This is a genomic window from Bacillus cereus group sp. BfR-BA-01350, from assembly GCF_022663775.1.
Classification (GTDB): domain Bacteria; phylum Bacillota; class Bacilli; order Bacillales; family Bacillaceae_G; genus Bacillus_A; species Bacillus_A paranthracis.
The window spans coordinates 181,312-199,816 of sequence record NZ_JAKUGD010000004.1; the positions used below are offsets into that span (position 1 = coordinate 181,312).

Consider the following 18,505-nt stretch of genomic DNA (forward strand, 5'->3'; position numbering starts at 1 on the left):
TGAGGTACCTTTGGAGGTGTTATATGAATCAAAATGATAACTGTCCAATTGCAACGACGCTCGATGTAATCGGTGGAAAATGGAAAGTTCATATTTTATGTGTTTTGATGGATGGAAAAATGCGAACAAATGAAATCCGACGAGAAATCCCAAACATTACGCAAAAAGTTCTGACTCAACAACTTCGGCAACTTGAAGCTGATGGGATTATCCATCGTACTGTATATCAAGAAGTACCACCAAAGGTTGAGTACACAATAAGCGAATACGGGAAATCTTTAATGCAAATTATGAATGAACTATTTGAATGGGGAAAAGATCATCAGCTCAAAAGATTACATGACTAAAAAGGCACTATATACTTTGTTTAATCCTCAATGTTTATATTTTGTGTTTTTATAAATTTTATTTTTATCGTTTTTGGGCTAACTTGTTTTCTTAGATTGATGGACGTGACCCCACATCCATCAATCTAAAAAGATATAATTAGAAACATGAGATTTCTATACAATTTCGCATATAAACACTACTTCTACCTCATTAAACACTTGCCCGACTTTTTCTAATCTCAATTGTACGTAAACTATAAAGGAGCACACCTAAACCGAGAATTTTTTCGTTATTAGACGCATTAGAACCTAAGGTAATAGTAGGCACATTTAAACCCATAAACCTTTCACTCCATTCTATAGGCATATATCCCTGCTTACCAATTACTAATGTACGTCCATCTATTGTACGGAGAGTACTTTGAATAAAATCAAACTCAACTTCTACATCTGACAATTTTGTGGCTTTATCTGTCATCAAAGTACCTCGTATCATAGTAAATCCTTGTATCATTTTTTCTTTAAACATACCAATCTGATTATAATTTGAGTCATAGACTACCCAATCATATCCGTCCACTTCAGTATGAAAATAAGCTAGAATTTCCCCGCTACTCGTTTCTAATCCGTAAACATCTTTATTATGTAAAAAGGGTATTACTGAAAAAAGAATATTTGATGAAACCATCTTTGTTCCTGCTATATACTTACCATCAGGATGATATAAACCAAATTGCTTGTTTCGTTTTGGTAATTCTAATACAACCAAAGTATCAACATCCCAAAATGTTGCATTACTTTTTATCATATTCTTTTGTATCAACTTTCCTTTTCTTAACTGCCAAAATCCAATCCCAAAAAAGATAGAAGCAGCGATAACAAAAAAGATAAACTGCCCCCAATTAATATGTCCCCAATCTTCATATACAGCGCATAAAGCAAGAATAAAAATACCCGTCCCAATTAACAGTTTCAACTTTCCTTTTCGTTTATAGTAATCAAATAATTCCATTTCTATATCTTCACCCCTTATTTGTGGTTCCTAACTATTAATATATCAAAAACATATAATTCCCTCTATTCAAAAATATAAGTTCTTCCACTGTCCACTGCATTGGAAACAAAGTGATAGTCGGCCTTTTGAGCTCAAACTCCTGAGAAAGAATAAAAGCGAAATCAATATTTTTTTATTTTAGAGATAATACCATATCACCATCAAGCTAATAAAAAGATAATCCTTAAAAATGTTAAAAACGCTATTCTCTCTATAAAAACATAGGAAAGAATAGCGTTTCTTATTTTGAAATAGACGTCAGCATTTAAACTAAACATGCTAATATTGATTTTGTACGATTGTCAGTTACTTCATAGTAAATTTCTAATCCTTTCCGAGTACCTGTAACCATTTTAGCAGCTTTTAATTTAGATAAATGTTGACTAATTGTACTTTGAGGCATTTCCAAATCACCATACATTGTTGTTACATTAGTAGGACCTTTTGCAAGCATTATTTTTACTAATGATAAACGAACAGGATGCGCCAATACCTTTAGTACCTCAGAGATTTCTTCAAACATTTCTTTTTGTTCTTTCATCTTATTGCTCCCCTTTTATATACATATTTATGTTATCCATATATATAATTCGAAGGTATATTTGATTTTATGTCCGTCATTTTAAAAAAATATAAAAAAACTTTTTTCCGAAACTAAAGGAGTCTCTTCACATAATGTCTCACTATTAGAACTCTTATAGATACAGATGTATGTACTCTACACTCAGCTCACTACAATCAATGAAAAAGAGAGCAGATAACCTGCTCTCTTAAGATGCCTCCTTATGTTCCGTGGAATGTTTTACACTTCCTATTCTCTTTAGCTTATTCCAACCTACCGCTACTCCTCGAATCGATGAGAATATAGATTTAACGACAACATAAGTCATAAATTGACGATAAATAAACCGTTGTAAAATTAACCATACTAGTGGTTTCGGATTCTCTTCCTCTAATTTAAATGCAAATAGAGATGCGAGAAGATCCATTAAAAAGAATACAAAATAAAATCCTAAAACTTTTAGCGGATCACTACTAAATAACCCCATAATCATTAATATATCTGCAAAAGGAGCAATGAATTGCAGAACATATTGGAATAACCACATGTTAGGAAATGCAATAAACCCTAACGTTTTATGCTTTGAATTACATAACGCTTTTCGATGTTTCCAAAGACATTGAAGTGTACCATATGACCAACGATATCGCTGTTTAATGAGACTTTTCACATCTTCAGGTGACTCCGTAAAAGCATACGCTTTTTCTTCATATACAATTCTATGTCCTTGACGTAAAAATGTAATAGTAAGATCCGTATCTTCTGCTAATGTATCTTCACTTAAATATCCAGATTCAACAACATTCTTCTTACGCCATGCCCCGATAGCTCCTGGAACGACTGTAATACAATTTAACTCATCAAAAGCTCTGCGTTCTAAATTAAACCCTGTAATATATTCAACATGTTGCCAAGTAGTTAACAAGTTTCGTCTATTCCCCACTTTGACATTACCTGAAACTGCTGCTACATTTTGATTTTCAAAGTGTCTAACCATGAGAGAAATGGCGTCTTGCGCAATAATAGTATCCGCATCTAAAGTGACAATGATCTCTCCTCGCGATTGTTGAAACCCTAAGTTCATTGCCGATGATTTCCCGCCGTTTTCTTTCTGAATGAAACGAACTTTAGGATGTTTATAAAATGTTTCTTGCATTACTTTTGACGTACCATCTGTCGATCCGTCATCCACAACAATAACTTCAAATTCTCCATACTTACTATCCAAAATTGAGCGAATCGTCTTAGCTATCACCTTTTCTTCATTATATGCTGCTATGACAACACTAACAAAAGGTTGATAGGACAAATGAATAGAGCGAGATAGCGTTTTTCTTTTCTGCTTCCATGCAAAATAAATTAAGAATAAGAATCGAAAAATCCCTAATCCAATAGCGATATAAAAAATAGTTTTTAATATATGTTTAAAGTATCCCGCCCCTGAAAAGACAGCTTTATTGTAAAGTAAATATTGCTCACCCTCAGAAGAAACTGGGGGCATAATTTCATCACGTTCTTTATTCATTAAATCTGAAATTGTTACAAAACTATATCCATGCTTTTTAAGCTCTTTAATAATGATCGGCAACGCCTCTACCGTATGGGTACGATTCCCTCCCGCATCATGGAGAAGAATAATATTTCCCTCTCCCTTATAAACGGGATTAAGAGCACGCTTTACTAATTCATTTGTTGATGGTGTTGCCCAGTCCTCAGGATCCACTTTTTCTGCTACCATTGTATAGTTCATATTTTGTGCTCGTAAAATAGGCAATATTTCATTTGAGGAATCCGGGTTAGCATCCGCTTCGTATGGTGGCCTAAACAAAACTGTAGAATGCCCAGTTATTTCCTGGATCAGACGTTGCGTCGTATTAAGTTCTACTTTTGTTCGTAGTAAAGACGTATCAGCTACGTTAGGATGCTTGAAAGTATGATTGCCAATTTCATGCCCTTCATCGTATATTCTTTTTACAATACTAGGATTTAGTTGCGCGTTTTCACCAAGTACAAAAAAAGCAGCTTTTATTTTATTCTCTTTTAATATATCTAAGATTTCCGGCGTATATTTCGGGTCTGGTCCATCATCAAATGTTAGTACTACTTGTTTCCCTTTCGGTTTTCCATATCGTTGCACTTCGTATGCAGATGGTAAGGTTTGATATACTTCATCTGTAAGATAACCATCTTTACCTACTTTAAAATCTCTCAATCCATTTTGCTTTTCATTCTCAATCTGTAAAATTTCACCTTGTCCAGAATAATTCACTTCATCTAAACTAGTGATTTTATGTAATACATCAGGATTTTTTTGTGCCTCAATCGGATTTTTTAAAACTTTCCATATTGTAGGATCTTCTGCTCCTAATCTCCATAACGCAAACCCCTTTGCATTGTTGTCCATTGCGATTTTCACTTGATTATAGAGAGTAACACCGTCTAAGAACCAAGCAGTATGTTCTTTATCTCCTGTTTTATATCTAAAATAAGGATTTCCACTCATCTTATCCCATTGAATATTCATATCTGAATTATGAGCCATTGCCATAACTTCTGAAAAAGTTAAAGATTTCGCCGGTTCCTTACTATTCACTTTCCAATCATATCCATAGTTACCGAAAGCAACTATAAGTTTATTAGACGGAATATTCAGTTCTTTTAACGTATGTTGAAACCATTTATTTGAAGCAATTGGTCCTGGCTCTCCCGCTCCATAGTGCTCATCATACATCATTACAATCATTCGATCTATTATTTTTGCTAACACACTATAATCAAAAGCCTTATCATTAGCTGGAACATCTTGTGTAACGAGCAAATCATGTTTATGAAAGACCGTAGTAAGTTCTTTCATAAAATTTGTTAAGTTTTCTCTATCACTTTCAGGTACGGCCTCAAAGTCAATATTAATACCCGCAAATCGATTCTTTTCAACTTGCTTTACTAAATCATTTATAAACTTTGTCTTTACATCATTTGAGGAATTCAGCAACTTATGAATTAGCCCACTATCCGGACCAGAAGCTTCCTCAGTATAGTTAGTTAGTAAAGGCATAATTTTCACTTGATTTTTTTCTGCTAACTTTACTATCTCAGGTTTTATCTCACTTCTAATCGTTAAATCTGCTTTTAAATGATACCACTCTGGTACTAGCGTGGTTAATGAATCGATATTTTCTTTTAAAGAAGCGGTACTATTTTCATCCCAGTTTACATAAAAACCATACACTTCTTTACGTTGTTTACTATCCTTCGGCGAATTCACCAAATTTTTATTATCCTTCGTTTCGGTATTTGGTTTAAACTCTTCCTTCTTTAACTGCTGATCACTAAGTTTTTGATTAATTGGTACAAGTTTATTATCTTGTTGTACAGCGGTATTCATATTTGGAATTTCTGGTGTTGAAAAAATACTTTGAAAGAAAAAATAAAATACAACACTTACGCTAACGATTGAGATACATAGAAACGAAATAAAAGCTATGTTTCTTCTTCCTTTCGGATCATAAAAAACAGGTTTTACTTTATCTTTTTCTTGTTGAATGTTTTTCTCCATTATATTTTTCACATACTCCTTCTTAATAGAACTATAAAATAATAAAGTGCAACTTTAAGCAGCCCAACTCCCACCTAACTTCTTTTCCCTAGCCAAATTTTGAGATGGGAGTTTTACTGCCCGCAATAGTGAGATAACTCCTTTTCACTTTAAAATGAATCTCCCACTTCTATATTTCTATTGATTCTTCTTTTCATTCCCTTGCTGGTGGCCTCTATTCTCTTGTTGAGACCCCCTACCATTGTTTCCTTGCTCGTTTCCAACATTTTCTTTTTGGGACCCTCTTCCATTGTCACCTTGCTGATTCCCATTATTTCCTTGTTGAGATCCCCTACCATTGTCACCTTGTTGATTCCCATTATTTCCTTGGGATCCTCTTCCGTTGTTCTCTTGCTGGTACCCGTTATTTCCTTGGGACCCTCTTCCGTTGTTTCCTTGCTGATTCCCATTATTTCCTTGGGACCCTCTTCCGTTATTTCCTTGCTGATTCCCATTATTCCCTTGCGATCCTCTTCCATTGTTCTCTTGCTGGTGCCCATTATTCCCTTGCGATCCTCTTCCGTTGTTTCCTTGCTGATTTCCATTATTCCCTTGTTGGGATTCTCGACCGTTGTTTCCTTGCTGATTCCCATTATTTCCTTGTTGGGATTCCCTACCGTTATTCTCCTGCTGATTCCCTCTATTTTCTTGCTGAGATCCTCTACCATTGTTTTCTTTTATTTGCTTCGTTGGCTGTTCCTCTATTTTCTTTTGTTCTTTATGCTCTGGCTTCTCATATTTTTTGTCTTTTACAGAAGACAAATCTGGCACTACATCAGGAGATGAATCCAGCTGCGATTGCCTCTCTTCTTCGTTTTCCACCGGATTAGACGGCGTGGCGGGCGGCGTAACCGATTTGTTCTTCTCATTCTCTTGCTTTATATAGACACCTGTGCCCATTCCAGCTTTTCTAGCATTCTCTCGTACTTGCATCGTGCTATTTTGATATTCGACTGTAATATGTTTTAGCTCATATTCTTTCTTTAATTCTTTCATTACCTTTTCCAACTTTGGTTCTAGCAACTTATCCTTTGCAATAGCGGTTAGCATAACTTGCTTATCATTCGTTAAATACTTATCCTCTTGACTCTGCTTTATAATTGTACGTATTACTTCTTGCAATTGTTTATTTTCCCATTCCTTCAATTCTTTTAAAATACGCCTTCCATCATCATTACAAGCTTGTAAATCTATAACGCGAAGATCCTTCGTTACGCTCACTTCTAAACTTGGATTTATATCAACTGAGACGTAAGCGAATACTTTTTCTTCCGGTTGGTTGTAGAAAAATAACAGCGCACATAGAAAACAAGCAACAAGTAATGATGCCGGCTTTAAGAAATAAGGGATTGAAAAACGCGATGCTTTTTGTTCTTGCTCATCAAATGAAATTTCCTCTCCAATCATGCAAGAATCCCCTTTTCTTTTACACGTAATAAACTCTCCATTTGCCGTTAAAACAACTACGCTATGTTTTTTTATATCCATCACAATTCCTTTATTCATCATGCTTCCCTCCCCTTATATAATCAAGAATGTATGTATAGTTGTTTGCGAAGATAATACACATTGCAATGATATATTTTCTATGCCGCTCCAACGTTTTACGACTTACCCTAACACGCGGTTCAATATGTTTAAGCGGTAACTTTTTCTTCCGGAACAGCTCCTCCATCATTTCCTCTTCTTTTATAATCATCTTTACAATTTCTATTAAGTGCTCACGCGTATCACGATGCTTAGGAGATTCTTTAGCAAGCTCTGAAAATGTGATTTTAAACTCAGCTAACACACTTTGAAAATGGAGAATTTCTTCCTTACGGTTACCATTCTCTATTTCTTTCATATACTCCGTAAGCGATACTTGCATTTCTAACATTTCCTCTTGCTCATCTTCTTTTAAAAAGACAAGGTTATGCTTAGACTCCTTGCGTATATAGTCAATTACATCTCTTTTTATAAGAAGATCAGCAAACGCTAGAAAAGATTTCCCTTTTTTATATGAATACTGTTCAATTGCTTCGTTAAACGCAAACAATCCAATACTATATTCATCATCCTGTTCTGTAATATATCGGCGGCAGACAGACGATATCGATTTTCTAATAAACGGCTGATACTGTACGATAAAAGCTTCTTTATCTTCTTCATTATTTTGTATGTTACATACGATATCTTCTATTTTCGGTTTTCTTAAGATCTTCATTACTAAACTCAACACGGGTAATCTCTCTCCCTCCTTCTGCTTGAAATAGAAAAATGGTCACTAAACAAGTGACCATTCAACCACATTTTCTTTAGACTTGTCTTCTTGTTGTTCATATTTTTCAAAGCCAACTTTTCTATCGTTCTTACAGTTAAGCTTACATTTTACTCTACTTTCTTATTTTCTTCCGCTTGTTTTGCTTGCCCTGTTTCTATTTTATCTGCAATCCTTGCATAACTCTTCTCTATATCATTGGTAATTTCACCCTTTTATTTCGGATGCCCCACTTAATCTAGTAATTTTATTAATACGTCAGTATTCTTTCATAATCAGTTTTCTTCTATTTATTTTCTTCACTATACATATTCGGAGGAATACAAAGTTTTATGGGGGTCAAAAAATATTTTTATAAAAAAATAGATATTTATTTCAAAAATAAAAACCATTGATTTGAAAAAGGACTAATCAAATTGATGGTTTTCTTATCATATCTATTAAATTAAGTTAGGCTCTCATTATGTATAAGAAAATCTGCTGTTCTCACTATTTCCTACCGCTTTTCTCCATCGTTATCTTTCTTGATTATCATAATATGTCTTATCTGCATACTTTTGATCATTTCCTTTTAGATACGCTAATATTACTTTTGGATTTTTAAGTAAGGCCCAGTCTCCATATGTATCAAATCTTCTGCATGAAGTTATCATTCCATTTTTAATGGTACCGAATTTCTTATTATTTCGTTTTCCCCATTCTTTTAACCGTTTCGCGAAATCTGCATCTTCTGCCATAAGCATGTTTTCATTAAATCCGTTAATTGCCATAAAATCTTTTCTATAACACCAAAAAATCCCTACAGATATAGCTCCGTACTTAAAAAGTAAGGGAATTATAATTAGAATTGCAGAAAAGAATATTCCAAAAGACATTCTTTCGAACTTCCCATTCACCCCACCACCAATATATTTACCTGAAGATAAATATTTATCTACATTAGATAACAAAGACTCTGTCATTATCGTATCAGCATCTATAGTAACGATTATTTCTCCACTAGCTATTTCTGCCCCTGCATTTCGGATTTTAGATAAGTTTTTATCTTCATTTTTTAATGTAATACAATTATAAGATTTTGCTATTTCCTCTGTTTGATCTGTGCAACGATTTAAAACAACTATAACTTCCGTCTGCTCTTTATATGCCTCTGATGCCTTTGCAATTGAATCTAAACATTTTCTAATGTACTTTTCTTCATTATGTGCAGGGATAATAATAGAAAACTTCACATCTTTTTGTAAATCGCTTCCTGAAGATTCGTTTATTTCAGTCATGATATTCCCCCTTATTTTAGATAAATATATGTTATACATAACATATATTAAAATTGATTAAGTTTTATTATAAAAAGAGTACTTAAAACAATATAGACATATTATTTTAATTGTAATAGGGCTACTATTAAGCTCACAAAACAAAAATTGATGTTGTATGGGCTTAACTTGTTTGCGAAGTGTTGGTCCCCTATAAAAAAAACCACAGTTTACACCCAAACTGTAGTTTTTTGAAGTACAAGGAATTACATGAATCATAAGTCACTGTCTAAATTGTACTCCTCATTTATTAATATCTGTATCTAGTCTTCAACTTCGTAACAGAGCTAAGTTTAATTTCTTACAAAATGAAACCAAGGCAATTATTTAATATATGTATCCCCATGACATATGCAAGGGATCTGTTAGAAATAAGATAAGCTGCAGTAAGTATCACTGCACCAGGTAAATAAATAGCAATATCCGAAAGCTGGTTCGTATGCATAAATGTAAAAATTATAATCGAAATGGTAGATGCAATAGCAGTACCAATATAATGCGAAAAACGATTTAATATTATATAACGAAATATAATTTCTTCAAGTATTGGACCGAGAATACCAAATACAAGCAATGTAAATATAAGAGGTATCTCCGCGCCCGTTTCAAGGAGCTGTTCTTGGTTCTCTGGCTGACCAGTTGCTAGAAAACGCATAACAATCTGTTCTACAATTACAGTAAATAAAACCACCATAGGAATACTTACTATTTTCAAAATTGTCTTCTCTTTAAAATAAGTAAAACTTTCAATAATTTCTTTCCTAAAGAAAATTATTCCCACAATAGCAGGTACAGTCAAACCGATGGCACTAAGAACAAATTCTGATTCAACTAAGTTGCTGTTAGTTAAAAGGGATATGCCAAATAATATGAACAAGCCAATTTGAAGTAGTGCAAACAGTATATAAACTATTAGCATAATAAGTTCTTTTGTATTCGTTTTTATAAAGCTCACTTTATTACCCCCATAATGAAATTACTTAGAATCTTTGATTTTTCTTTCTGCATAACGTTCTCCTTCTAAATATACTTATATAAATTTCAAGACCGGACGGTTCGGTCCGGAAACTAATGATACTATAAGTTTCTAGTTTTTTAAACCCCCTTTATAAATTATTTACAAAATCAAAACGGTAAAAAGCAAATACATTTATATCTCAACTTCTTATTTACAATCAAATTCCAGTACTCATTCAATATTAACGATTTATCTTTTATAGTGTGACGTGATACGGCTTTTAACCGCAAGATCTCCTAATTAAACGAAGTGAAAATGAGAGTAGTTCAAACATTTTAGCTAAACATATTAATTAAAATTATATATAATACTCATATGTCGATACGGTAAAATTAGTTGCATGATATGACTGAATTAACCAACTGGTCATATTGTTTTTGACAGAAAATTCATTCGAATAGTATGGATAATACAGTTTGAGGTTTCCATCCGATAGGAATTGATAAGATATTTTTTGTTCCAAACTTATTTCTACTTACAAAAAAATCAAGAAAATAGAGGGTAAACATTACCTAGAATATTAGGATCGTTTTCATTAGGAGGACAAAGCATGACTAAAGTTGATACAGTAAAAGAAAAGATTATTGAAACATCTTTATATTTATTTAATACTAATGGGATAACTCGCACATCCATTCAGGATATAATGACAGCCACTGAACTACCGAAAGGATCTATTTATCGTAGATTCAAAAATAAAGAAGAAATTGTTCTTGCTGCCTACGACAAAAGTGGTGAGATTATGTGGAGTCATTTTCATAAAGCAATGGAAAATAAAAAGACAGCAATCGATAAAATCCTTGCAATTTTCCTTGTATATCAAGATGCAGCTAATAACCCCCCTATCGCCGGAGGCTGTCCATTGCTTAATAGCGCAATTGAAAGTACTGGCGTATTTCCAGAATTACAAAAAGCAGCAGCAAAAGGCTATGATGATACAGTAATGTTAATGGCTTCTCTCATAAAAGAAGGAATAGAGAAACAAGAACTTAAAGAAGAGATAAACATTATTTCGCTCGCTTCTTTCCTTGCCTCTTCAATGGAGGGCGCTATTATGGCAAGTCGTGTATCTAACGATAATATACACCATCATTATTTTATTGAACAAATAAAACATCATCTTTTCTCTTATTCTAAATAAGTAAGAACTTGCATTTCCTTTTTATAGACTTAAATTGAATACCCTTCCCATAAAAAGTATTTACTGTTTATGAGAAGGGTATTAGTTTTTTTGACGTTGTATATTATACATACTACCAATCTCTTTTTCACATACCTCTTCTTTTTACTTTAAAAAATATCCACTTTGATTTCTCCATTTAAAGCATTACCTATCTCCTTTTCCCTATAGATGGACAAAATATTGGGCACTAAATGAACTTTCCCAGAAGTAAAGTTCTAAAAGTAACCTATCCATAAAGCTACTAAAACTACTACTAACAAAGCAAAACAAAATGTGATATTTCGAATCCACTTTTGTATATCATGAAAATACTTTTCTATAAATGCGGTATAAGTAGAAAGCATAAGAAATAGCACAATGAAAGTAAAGGATCCCAATTTATCGTTAAATTTTTCATTAGTAAATGTGCTTACATGGAGGAAAAGAAAAACAAATGTTACTATGGATAGCTCAAATAATCTTTTTTTATTCACTCCGCCACCACCTTACAATAATTACCTTTCATTCCAGTTTATCAGAACATAATGTGTAGTAGTATATGAATATTATACTCACGTCAAAAAGGCCAACAATTCAAGATTGTTAGCCTCCATATTCCATAATCGTGCATTTTAAAATACTACAAACGACTGGATTCTTCAACTTACACTATATTCTCCTTTAATTACAAAAAACGAACCCCGAATTGTTCCAGCTAATTTAGACTTCTGCCTAGCAAACTTAAATTTCTCTGCCAATTCTGTTGGTACCTCCATTCCATCAGAAAGCTTAAATCCAACAGCCCTCTTCTTCGGGTTATCCAATGTATACATGACGTTAATCACAAGACCATCTTCATAAAAGACGTATGCAAACTTAATATTTTCCACTTGAAAATACGATGTTTCTAAAGGTTTCGCCGCAAATTCAATATCACGTTCTTCCTTCAAAATGCGGTTCACATAATCAAGAGTCTTCTGGCTTGCACTAGCTGGTACAACTATAAATTCATGCTTGTATTTATTCATAAAGTAACGGGCTTCATGAGCACGTAAACCAGCTAGCGCTTCTACTATAGGTGAAGACTCTAAACCAACTGTAGTTACATTTTTAAAATCAACGATACAGGACAATTTCATCTCTCCTTTTAACGATTTACTTCCTAACAACCGGAATCCACATTTCACCAAACACTAAACCGTTTCTTTTCCCCATCTCAACCGTTGTATTTGGTCCACCAACATAAGCAAAATCTGTTGCTTCTCGTAAAGCCTGACCGAAGGCGATACCAGTAAGCTTATTACTTAGCTCTTCAGCTGTCTTATCTTCCCCTTTTACTACTAAGTATTCTCCCTTAGGAAACTGGATCACTCTAGATTCTTCTTCTATTTGTGCTTCTGTCATAACACCCGCATAATACATCATCTTGTTATTCACTGCTTCGCTCACAGAAAAAATGTAATCATTTGTAGCTAGAGCTTTTAAAGTATCCAGCCTTCCATCTTCTTTAACAGCCGACCAAAAGTCTTCCTTTTCTTTTGTTATTCCAACAAAATCTGTATATTCACTCTTAATTTCAGTTCCAATACCTAACACAATAAAGCTATCTTTTTCTTCAATCGTATAATTTTTCATATTCAAAACCTTCCTTCTTTTAAAATGAATCAAATGATTTATCTTTTCATCTGATGAGTTTATAATAACTTTAAATCATGTCAAAAAATGATACTGTTTAGGAGAACCAAATGAAAAAAGTTGAACGGATTAATACAATTATGCGGTATATCAACAACCGCTCCCACTTTACAATTTCAGAAATCATACGAGAATTTAACATATCACGATCAACAGCTATTAGGGACATTAGAGAAATAGAAGCTATGGGCATGCCACTTGTTGCTGAAGTTGGGAGGACTGGGGGATATTTTGTTATGCATAACTCTATCCTGCCCGTTGTTCGCTTTACTGATAACGAAGTGAAAGCTCTTTTTATTGCCTTTATGGCTACAAGAAATCAACAACTTCCCTATTTAAAAAGTCGTCAATCTTTAGCCGAAAAACTGTTAGGACTCATCTCAGAAACCCAGCAAGATGATATCGTTCTTTTAAATCAACTCTTGCTGTTTGAAGGGACCAACCCTCATAATCCTGATTTACTTGAGCTTTCTGACCTCCCTCACCCTATGTTAGAAAAACTCATCCAAATCCTTCTTTTGGATAGACATTTATTGATTTCCATTAAAGAAGAGAAAGAAATCAAGTCTTATTCCATTTATCTATTACACCTGTATCAAGAAAAAAGTCAATGGATCATTGAAGGGTTTGACTTAAAAGAAGAAAAGAAGAGAATGTTTCCTGTCGATCATCTCATCCATATCGAACCATACACGACGAAAAAAAAGCTAAATAAGAAAAAGATTTTAGAAAAACTAAGTAAGAAGGATGAAGTGATTAACCTTATACTTGAACTTGGTCCAAAAGCAATTGCCCAGTTCAAAAAATACCACCCTTTCAAAATTTCAATATCTTATACAAATCCTTACCAATCCACAGCCATTTTAAAAACATTTATCGATGTTCACAATTCTGATGAAGTGACAGAGATGACAAATTGGCTGCTTTTCTTAGGGGATGATATTACAATTAGGGAAATGCCTGAAGAAATACTAGAGAATTTACAAAAGCAATTGTGCTTTTACACTCCATAAGCAGTGAGCCATTGTCACTGGGTAGATATCCTTTTTTTAATATCATTTTATTTACTACAACGAGAGCACAACAAATAATAAAAGCACGGAAAATCTTCCCGTGCTTTTTCAAAGATATATATTATTTCGGAGGATTTGATTTACTTACCCTAACTGACGTTTAAATGCTTTACTAGCGAAAAAGTAAGAGATGATCATGATCCCTACGCACCAAGCGAGCGCAATCCAAATATCGTTTCCAACAGTTCCTTCATATAAAAGAACACGAATCGCATTCACGATTGAAGTTACAGGCTGGTTTTCAGCAAATGCACGAACAATTTTCGGCATCGTTTCGGTAGGTACGAAGGCCGAACTAATAAATGGAAGAAAAACGAGTGGGTACGAATATGCTGTCGCCCCTTCCATAGACTTCGCTTTCAGCCCTGGAATGATAGCCAACCATGTTAGCGCTAACGTAAACATCCCTAGTATCCCAGCTACTCCAAGCCAATCTAGCATATTCGCACTGGAACGGAAACCCATTAAGAGCGCAACAAGAATAACAACTAAGATAGTAAGTACATTCGCAACAAGAGAGGTTAAAACGTGAGCCCACAATATCGATGAGCGCTTAATAGGCATCGTAATGAAACGTGCCATAAGCCCACTCTTTACATCCGTAAATAATCGTACAGAAGTGTAAGCGACACCAGATGCGATAGCCATTAGCAAAATTCCTGGCAATAAATAATTGACGTAGTTATCTGTTCCTGTTTGTATAGCCCCACCAAATACGTATACAAACAATAGCATCATCATAATCGGTGTAATCGCTACCGTAATAATTGTATCTGGACTACGCATAATATTGCGCATTAAGCGCCCAAGTAATACCCCTGTTTTGCTTTTCATTTACATCTCCTCCTTTTTGCCAATGATCGCAAGGAATATTTCTTCCAATGTAGGCTGCTTCTCGATATACTCCACTTTTGCTGGCGGGAACATCTCTTTCAGTTCAGTAAGAGTACCTGTCGTAATAATTTTTCCACCATGTAAAATAGCGATACGGTCAGCTAATTGTTCTGCTTCCTCTAAATACTGGGTTGTTAGTAAGATAGTTGTTCCTCCACCAGCAAGCTCTTTAACTGTATCCCGCACTTCAATGCGCGCTTCAGGATCAAGCCCAGTCGTTGGTTCGTCAAGAAAAATAACTGCTGGCGCCCCGATCAAACTCATCGCGATATCAAGCCGGCGCTTCATCCCGCCTGAATACTGATCTGCCCTTTGGTTGGCCGCATCTGTCAGGCTAAATCTATCAAGCAAATCGTCAGCAACTTGAGCAGGATTGGAAACACCACGTAACTTGGCAATCATGATCAAGTTTTCCCTCCCGGTAAGCATGCCGTCTAAAGCTGCAAACTGTCCTGTCAAACTGATACTTTGACGAACATGATCTGGTTGGCGCTTAATATCAAATCCGCAAATACTTCCTTCACCGCCATCTTGTTTCAGTAGCGTCGAAAGGATGTTAACCGTTGTCGTCTTTCCAGCTCCATTTGAGCCTAGCAGCGCGAAAATTTCTCCACGCTGCACCTCAAAATCCACTCCCTTTAAGACTTCTTTATCTCTAAAAGCTTTTTTTAACCCTTTTACAGAAATCGCTGCATTACTCATACTTTTTCCCCCTTATAAAATTAAATTACCTGCACCCTCTATTTAGTACCACTGATAATCTGTATTACTTAGTAGTGGTTTAAAAATATAACTGAATAGCGATGGCGTTAGTTCACATTTATGACCAGCTAATCAGTCGGTATTACTTGTTGCATTTATTTTTTTCTCAATTTCTTCATAATACTTTCATTCAAATCTTCACGATACTTAGAAACATACGTTTTAGCGTTTGCCACTAGTTCGTCAGCAAAAGATGCCACATCTTCCCCAGTAATATCTAGCACTTGTCTGCCTTCCGCTGCACCAGCTTCAAACAAATCGATTAATTCGTACTGAATGTGCAGCATATCCATCCCGTTTCCGGTCGAAAAATTCCACATGTAGTTTTGAATTTTCTTAAACACAAACTGATAGTCCTCTGGCAGTGCTGCAACACGTGCCATCATCATTCTGTACTCTTTTTTATCACCAATTAATTTTTTGAATATTTCCAACATCTTATTTTCCTCCTTTTTTATAAAGCAGAACCAGAAACTCTCCAAATATGAGCCGAAACATTTTATATTATGAGGCTAGTTTGACTTCAAGACGTTAATTTTTGACGATACAAAATCCCATTTTTTCCAAAACAATTCAAGTTCCTGACGTCCAGCTTCATTTAATGAATAAAACTTACGAGGCGGTCCCATATCTGATGGTTTCTTTTCAATATTCACAAGCTTTTTCTTCTCTAATCGTACGAGGATGGTATAGACCGTTCCTTCCACCACTTCGGTAAACCCAAGATCATTCAGGTGGCGAGTAATCTCATAACCATACGTTTCACGGCGACTAATGATTTCCAGCACACACCCTTCCAGTGAACCTTTCAACATTTCAGTTAAATTTTCCATGTTCTGATCCTCCTTTACCCCCTATTCTGTCTGACTTATATTCAGTATTACAGAGTACTAAGGCGAATTTTTACTGAATAGCTTTTGAGTAAAACTACACTATTCAGTATTACTTATTACAACTAAATTGTATGACTAAGTAGCGATACATGTCAACTGATTTTCAAATTTCTTCTAAAATCCGCTATTACCTATTATTTAGTGAAAAGTTTTTTAAGAAACAACACTACTCAGTATCACCTATTACAACTACATTGTATGACTGAGTAGTTGTAAATGTCAACTCGATTTTTATATTTTTCTAAAATCAACTATTACCTACCCCGCTAAGAAAAGAAAATACCCCAAAACAATAATTCTACATTTTTGTTTTGGGGCGCTATAAGCTAGCTCTTCTTCTGAATAAGACCAATCATCCTCTTGTTACGATAACATCATATCCATATCTTCTGCTGCAGTTGTAATTAATTTTAAACCGAATGTTTCTTGTAATACATCGAGCACGCCAGCTGAAATAAATTCAGGCGCCTTTGGACCGATGCGAATATCTTGAATTCCAAGACTAAATAGCCCAAGCAAAATAGCAACCGCTTTTTGTTCAAACCAAGATAAGACAATGCTTACTGGCAATTCATTCACTTCGCATTGGAAAGCATCAGCTAAAGCAGCCGCTATTTTCACTGTAGAAATGGAATTATTACATTGTCCTAAGTCGATGTAGCGCGGAATCTCGGTACCAGGTACAACGCCGTAATCCACATCATTGAAGCGGAACTTTCCGCAAGAAGTCGTTAAAATCACTGTTTCAGGCGGAAGTGACGTTGCTAATTCACGATAGTATTCCCCGCCTTTTCCTGGTGCATCACAACCTGCGATGACAAAGAAACGCTTAATCTTTCCTTCTTTTACTGCCTCAATAATTTCTGGAGCTAATGATAAGACTGTATTATGATGAAACCCTGTTACTAACTGTTCCTCCGACTCCATATGTACTTCTGGAAGTTCTAGCGCTTTTTGAATCAATGGTGCAAAATTATCATTTTCAATTTTTTGTACACCCTCTAAGCCGGCAATATCATATGAAAAGAATCGATCAGAGTATGATCCTTTAATTGGCATAACACAGTTCGTTGTCGCTAATATGGCACCTGTAAATTTTTCAAAAAGGCGTCTTTGATCATACCATGCCTTACCGATGTTTCCTTTTAAATGTTTATATTTTTTCAGCTGCGGATACCCGTGTGCTGGTAACATTTCCGAATGCGTATAAATATTAATTTCTTTTCCTTCTGTTTGTTTTAATAATTCTTCTAACGCAAATAAATTATGGCCTGTAACTACAATAGCTTTACCTTCTACACGGTTTTGTGTAATTTGAACAGGCTCTGGAACACCAAAATGATTCGTATGTGCCTCATCTAGCAACTCCATTACCCGTAAAGCTGATTTCCCAACTTTCATAGCCATATCAACATGTTCTTGTTCATTAAAGTTAGAATTGGTTAATGTCATATACAATGCTTCTTGCGTTGTAGCATCTACAAATGCATCCGTATACCCTAGCTGAGCAGCATGCGTACGATACGCCGCAATTCCTTTTAACCCAAACACAATCGTATCTTGTAAACTCGCAATCGTTTCATTCTTGCCACAAACACCCATTACTTTACATCCGCCTGTTGGTGTTTGTTCACATTGATAACAAAACATATCATCCCACCCTCTCCCAATCATTAATTACACCCTAAGCATAATATCCATTGAAAAAAAGTGATGTGATATCAATCACAATAATATATAAAGATTTGTGACAGTTCATATTGTTGACATAATATTTTTACTGTATCCTGATATTCATACTTGCACATGATTTATTTGCATCATATATCGGTGCACTTTTAAGGAATACAAATATCATATCCACCTAACATTTCACAAAATTTCCCTTACTG

18 protein-coding genes are annotated in these 18,505 nt (G+C 34.7%); 3 read left to right on the top strand and 15 right to left on the bottom strand.

The annotated features are described in order from the left end of the window. The first annotated feature begins 23 nt into the window (after window positions 1–23). Window positions 24–347 (top strand): winged helix-turn-helix transcriptional regulator, encoded by a 324-nt coding sequence (locus MR147_RS11540; RefSeq protein WP_001072984.1) that lies wholly within the window; start codon window positions 24–26, stop codon window positions 345–347. Window positions 348–540: 193 nt separating this feature from the next. On the opposite strand, the gene MR147_RS11545 is transcribed toward MR147_RS11540, so the two are convergent. From MR147_RS11545 to MR147_RS11575, 7 genes are all read right to left on the bottom strand, one after another. Continuing rightward, entirely contained in the window at window positions 541–1,341 is an 801-nt protein-coding gene (locus MR147_RS11545) for a hypothetical protein (protein WP_000418468.1), read from the bottom strand. A 307-nt stretch (window positions 1,342–1,648) separates the two neighbouring features. Beyond that, window positions 1,649–1,924, bottom strand: a complete 276-nt coding sequence (locus MR147_RS11550) for an ArsR/SmtB family transcription factor (protein WP_000662957.1) — start codon at window positions 1,922–1,924, stop codon at window positions 1,649–1,651. A gap of 229 nt (window positions 1,925–2,153) precedes the next feature. Continuing rightward, window positions 2,154–5,501, bottom strand: coding sequence for a trifunctional glycoside hydrolase family 18/polysaccharide deacetylase/glycosyltransferase family 2 protein (locus tag MR147_RS11555; RefSeq protein ID WP_242304371.1), 3,348 nt, complete (start codon window positions 5,499–5,501; stop codon window positions 2,154–2,156). A 177-nt stretch (window positions 5,502–5,678) separates the two neighbouring features. Further along, the gene (rsgI, locus tag MR147_RS11560) at window positions 5,679–7,049 is read right to left on the bottom strand and encodes an anti-sigma-I factor RsgI (protein ID WP_242304227.1); all 1,371 of its coding nucleotides are present in this window, start codon (window positions 7,047–7,049) and stop codon (window positions 5,679–5,681) included. Then, window positions 7,039–7,761 carry an RNA polymerase sigma factor SigI gene (gene sigI / locus MR147_RS11565; protein WP_013246469.1) on the bottom strand — a complete coding sequence of 241 codons (723 nt, stop codon included), beginning with the start codon at window positions 7,759–7,761 and terminating at the stop codon, window positions 7,039–7,041. Before sigI ends, rsgI begins: the two co-directional genes overlap by 11 nt. 554 nt (window positions 7,762–8,315) lie before the next feature. Further along, window positions 8,316–9,077, bottom strand: coding sequence for a glycosyltransferase family 2 protein (locus tag MR147_RS11570; protein WP_000136097.1), 762 nt, complete (start codon window positions 9,075–9,077; stop codon window positions 8,316–8,318). A 340-nt stretch (window positions 9,078–9,417) separates the two neighbouring features. After that, window positions 9,418–10,071 (bottom strand): CPBP family intramembrane glutamic endopeptidase, encoded by a 654-nt coding sequence (locus tag MR147_RS11575; protein ID WP_242304229.1) that lies wholly within the window; start codon window positions 10,069–10,071, stop codon window positions 9,418–9,420. Window positions 10,072–10,684: 613 nt separating this feature from the next. Here MR147_RS11575 and MR147_RS11580 point away from each other — a divergent pair. Next, window positions 10,685–11,275, top strand: a complete 591-nt coding sequence (locus MR147_RS11580) for a TetR/AcrR family transcriptional regulator (protein WP_000169674.1) — start codon at window positions 10,685–10,687, stop codon at window positions 11,273–11,275. A 257-nt stretch (window positions 11,276–11,532) separates the two neighbouring features. On the opposite strand, the gene MR147_RS11585 is transcribed toward MR147_RS11580, so the two are convergent. The 3 genes from MR147_RS11585 to MR147_RS11595 all read right to left on the bottom strand — a co-directional run bounded on the left by MR147_RS11585 (window position 11,533) and on the right by MR147_RS11595 (window position 12,931). Further along, window positions 11,533–11,790 carry a DUF3963 domain-containing protein gene (locus MR147_RS11585; RefSeq protein ID WP_001036219.1) on the bottom strand — a complete coding sequence of 86 codons (258 nt, stop codon included), beginning with the start codon at window positions 11,788–11,790 and terminating at the stop codon, window positions 11,533–11,535. Between the two features lie 165 nt (window positions 11,791–11,955). Further along, complete coding sequence (locus tag MR147_RS11590) at window positions 11,956–12,435, bottom strand: hypothetical protein (protein WP_025991629.1); 480 nt, start codon at window positions 12,433–12,435, stop codon at window positions 11,956–11,958. Between the two features lie 16 nt (window positions 12,436–12,451). Further along, window positions 12,452–12,931 (bottom strand): GyrI-like domain-containing protein, encoded by a 480-nt coding sequence (locus MR147_RS11595; RefSeq protein WP_071727679.1) that lies wholly within the window; start codon window positions 12,929–12,931, stop codon window positions 12,452–12,454. Window positions 12,932–13,041: 110 nt separating this feature from the next. Between MR147_RS11595 and MR147_RS11600 the strand changes: the two genes are divergently transcribed. Then, complete coding sequence (locus tag MR147_RS11600; protein ID WP_074606754.1) at window positions 13,042–14,004, top strand: helix-turn-helix transcriptional regulator; 963 nt, start codon at window positions 13,042–13,044, stop codon at window positions 14,002–14,004. A 144-nt stretch (window positions 14,005–14,148) separates the two neighbouring features. Here the strand turns inward: MR147_RS11600 and MR147_RS11605 are convergent, their stop codons facing one another. The 5 genes from MR147_RS11605 to hcp all read right to left on the bottom strand — a co-directional run bounded on the left by MR147_RS11605 (window position 14,149) and on the right by hcp (window position 18,263). Continuing rightward, window positions 14,149–14,898, bottom strand: coding sequence for an ABC transporter permease (locus tag MR147_RS11605; RefSeq protein ID WP_098946532.1), 750 nt, complete (start codon window positions 14,896–14,898; stop codon window positions 14,149–14,151). After that, window positions 14,899–15,660: an ABC transporter ATP-binding protein gene (locus MR147_RS11610; protein ID WP_242304231.1), complete on the bottom strand. Its 762-nt coding sequence runs from the start codon at window positions 15,658–15,660 to the stop codon at window positions 14,899–14,901. Window positions 15,661–15,815: 155 nt separating this feature from the next. Continuing rightward, window positions 15,816–16,157 carry a DUF1048 domain-containing protein gene (locus tag MR147_RS11615; protein WP_000889650.1) on the bottom strand — a complete coding sequence of 114 codons (342 nt, stop codon included), beginning with the start codon at window positions 16,155–16,157 and terminating at the stop codon, window positions 15,816–15,818. 75 nt (window positions 16,158–16,232) lie between these two features. Further along, complete coding sequence (locus MR147_RS11620; RefSeq protein ID WP_000429483.1) at window positions 16,233–16,553, bottom strand: PadR family transcriptional regulator; 321 nt, start codon at window positions 16,551–16,553, stop codon at window positions 16,233–16,235. Between the two features lie 423 nt (window positions 16,554–16,976). Beyond that, a complete protein-coding gene (hcp, locus tag MR147_RS11625) occupies window positions 16,977–18,263 on the bottom strand; it encodes a hydroxylamine reductase (RefSeq protein WP_242304233.1) in 1,287 nt (428 codons plus the stop codon). Window positions 18,264–18,505 lie beyond the last annotated feature (242 nt).

Coding starts and splice junctions, on each gene's coding strand:
- MR147_RS11605 (WP_098946532.1), bottom strand. CDS start 14,898: ATGAAAAGCAAAACAGGGGTATTACTTGGGCGCTTAATGCGCAATATT.
- MR147_RS11545 (WP_000418468.1), bottom strand. CDS start 1,341: ATGGAATTATTTGATTACTATAAACGAAAAGGAAAGTTGAAACTGTTA.
- MR147_RS11580 (WP_000169674.1), top strand. CDS start 10,685: ATGACTAAAGTTGATACAGTAAAAGAAAAGATTATTGAAACATCTTTA.
- hcp (WP_242304233.1), bottom strand. CDS start 18,263: ATGTTTTGTTATCAATGTGAACAAACACCAACAGGCGGATGTAAAGTA.
- MR147_RS11615 (WP_000889650.1), bottom strand. CDS start 16,157: ATGTTGGAAATATTCAAAAAATTAATTGGTGATAAAAAAGAGTACAGA.
- MR147_RS11570 (WP_000136097.1), bottom strand. CDS start 9,077: ATGACTGAAATAAACGAATCTTCAGGAAGCGATTTACAAAAAGATGTG.
- MR147_RS11600 (WP_074606754.1), top strand. CDS start 13,042: ATGAAAAAAGTTGAACGGATTAATACAATTATGCGGTATATCAACAAC.
- rsgI (WP_242304227.1), bottom strand. CDS start 7,049: ATGATGAATAAAGGAATTGTGATGGATATAAAAAAACATAGCGTAGTT.
- MR147_RS11555 (WP_242304371.1), bottom strand. CDS start 5,501: ATGGAGAAAAACATTCAACAAGAAAAAGATAAAGTAAAACCTGTTTTT.
- MR147_RS11620 (WP_000429483.1), bottom strand. CDS start 16,553: ATGGAAAATTTAACTGAAATGTTGAAAGGTTCACTGGAAGGGTGTGTG.
- MR147_RS11610 (WP_242304231.1), bottom strand. CDS start 15,660: ATGAGTAATGCAGCGATTTCTGTAAAAGGGTTAAAAAAAGCTTTTAGA.
- MR147_RS11590 (WP_025991629.1), bottom strand. CDS start 12,435: ATGAAATTGTCCTGTATCGTTGATTTTAAAAATGTAACTACAGTTGGT.
- MR147_RS11595 (WP_071727679.1), bottom strand. CDS start 12,931: ATGAAAAATTATACGATTGAAGAAAAAGATAGCTTTATTGTGTTAGGT.
- MR147_RS11540 (WP_001072984.1), top strand. CDS start 24: ATGAATCAAAATGATAACTGTCCAATTGCAACGACGCTCGATGTAATC.
- MR147_RS11550 (WP_000662957.1), bottom strand. CDS start 1,924: ATGAAAGAACAAAAAGAAATGTTTGAAGAAATCTCTGAGGTACTAAAG.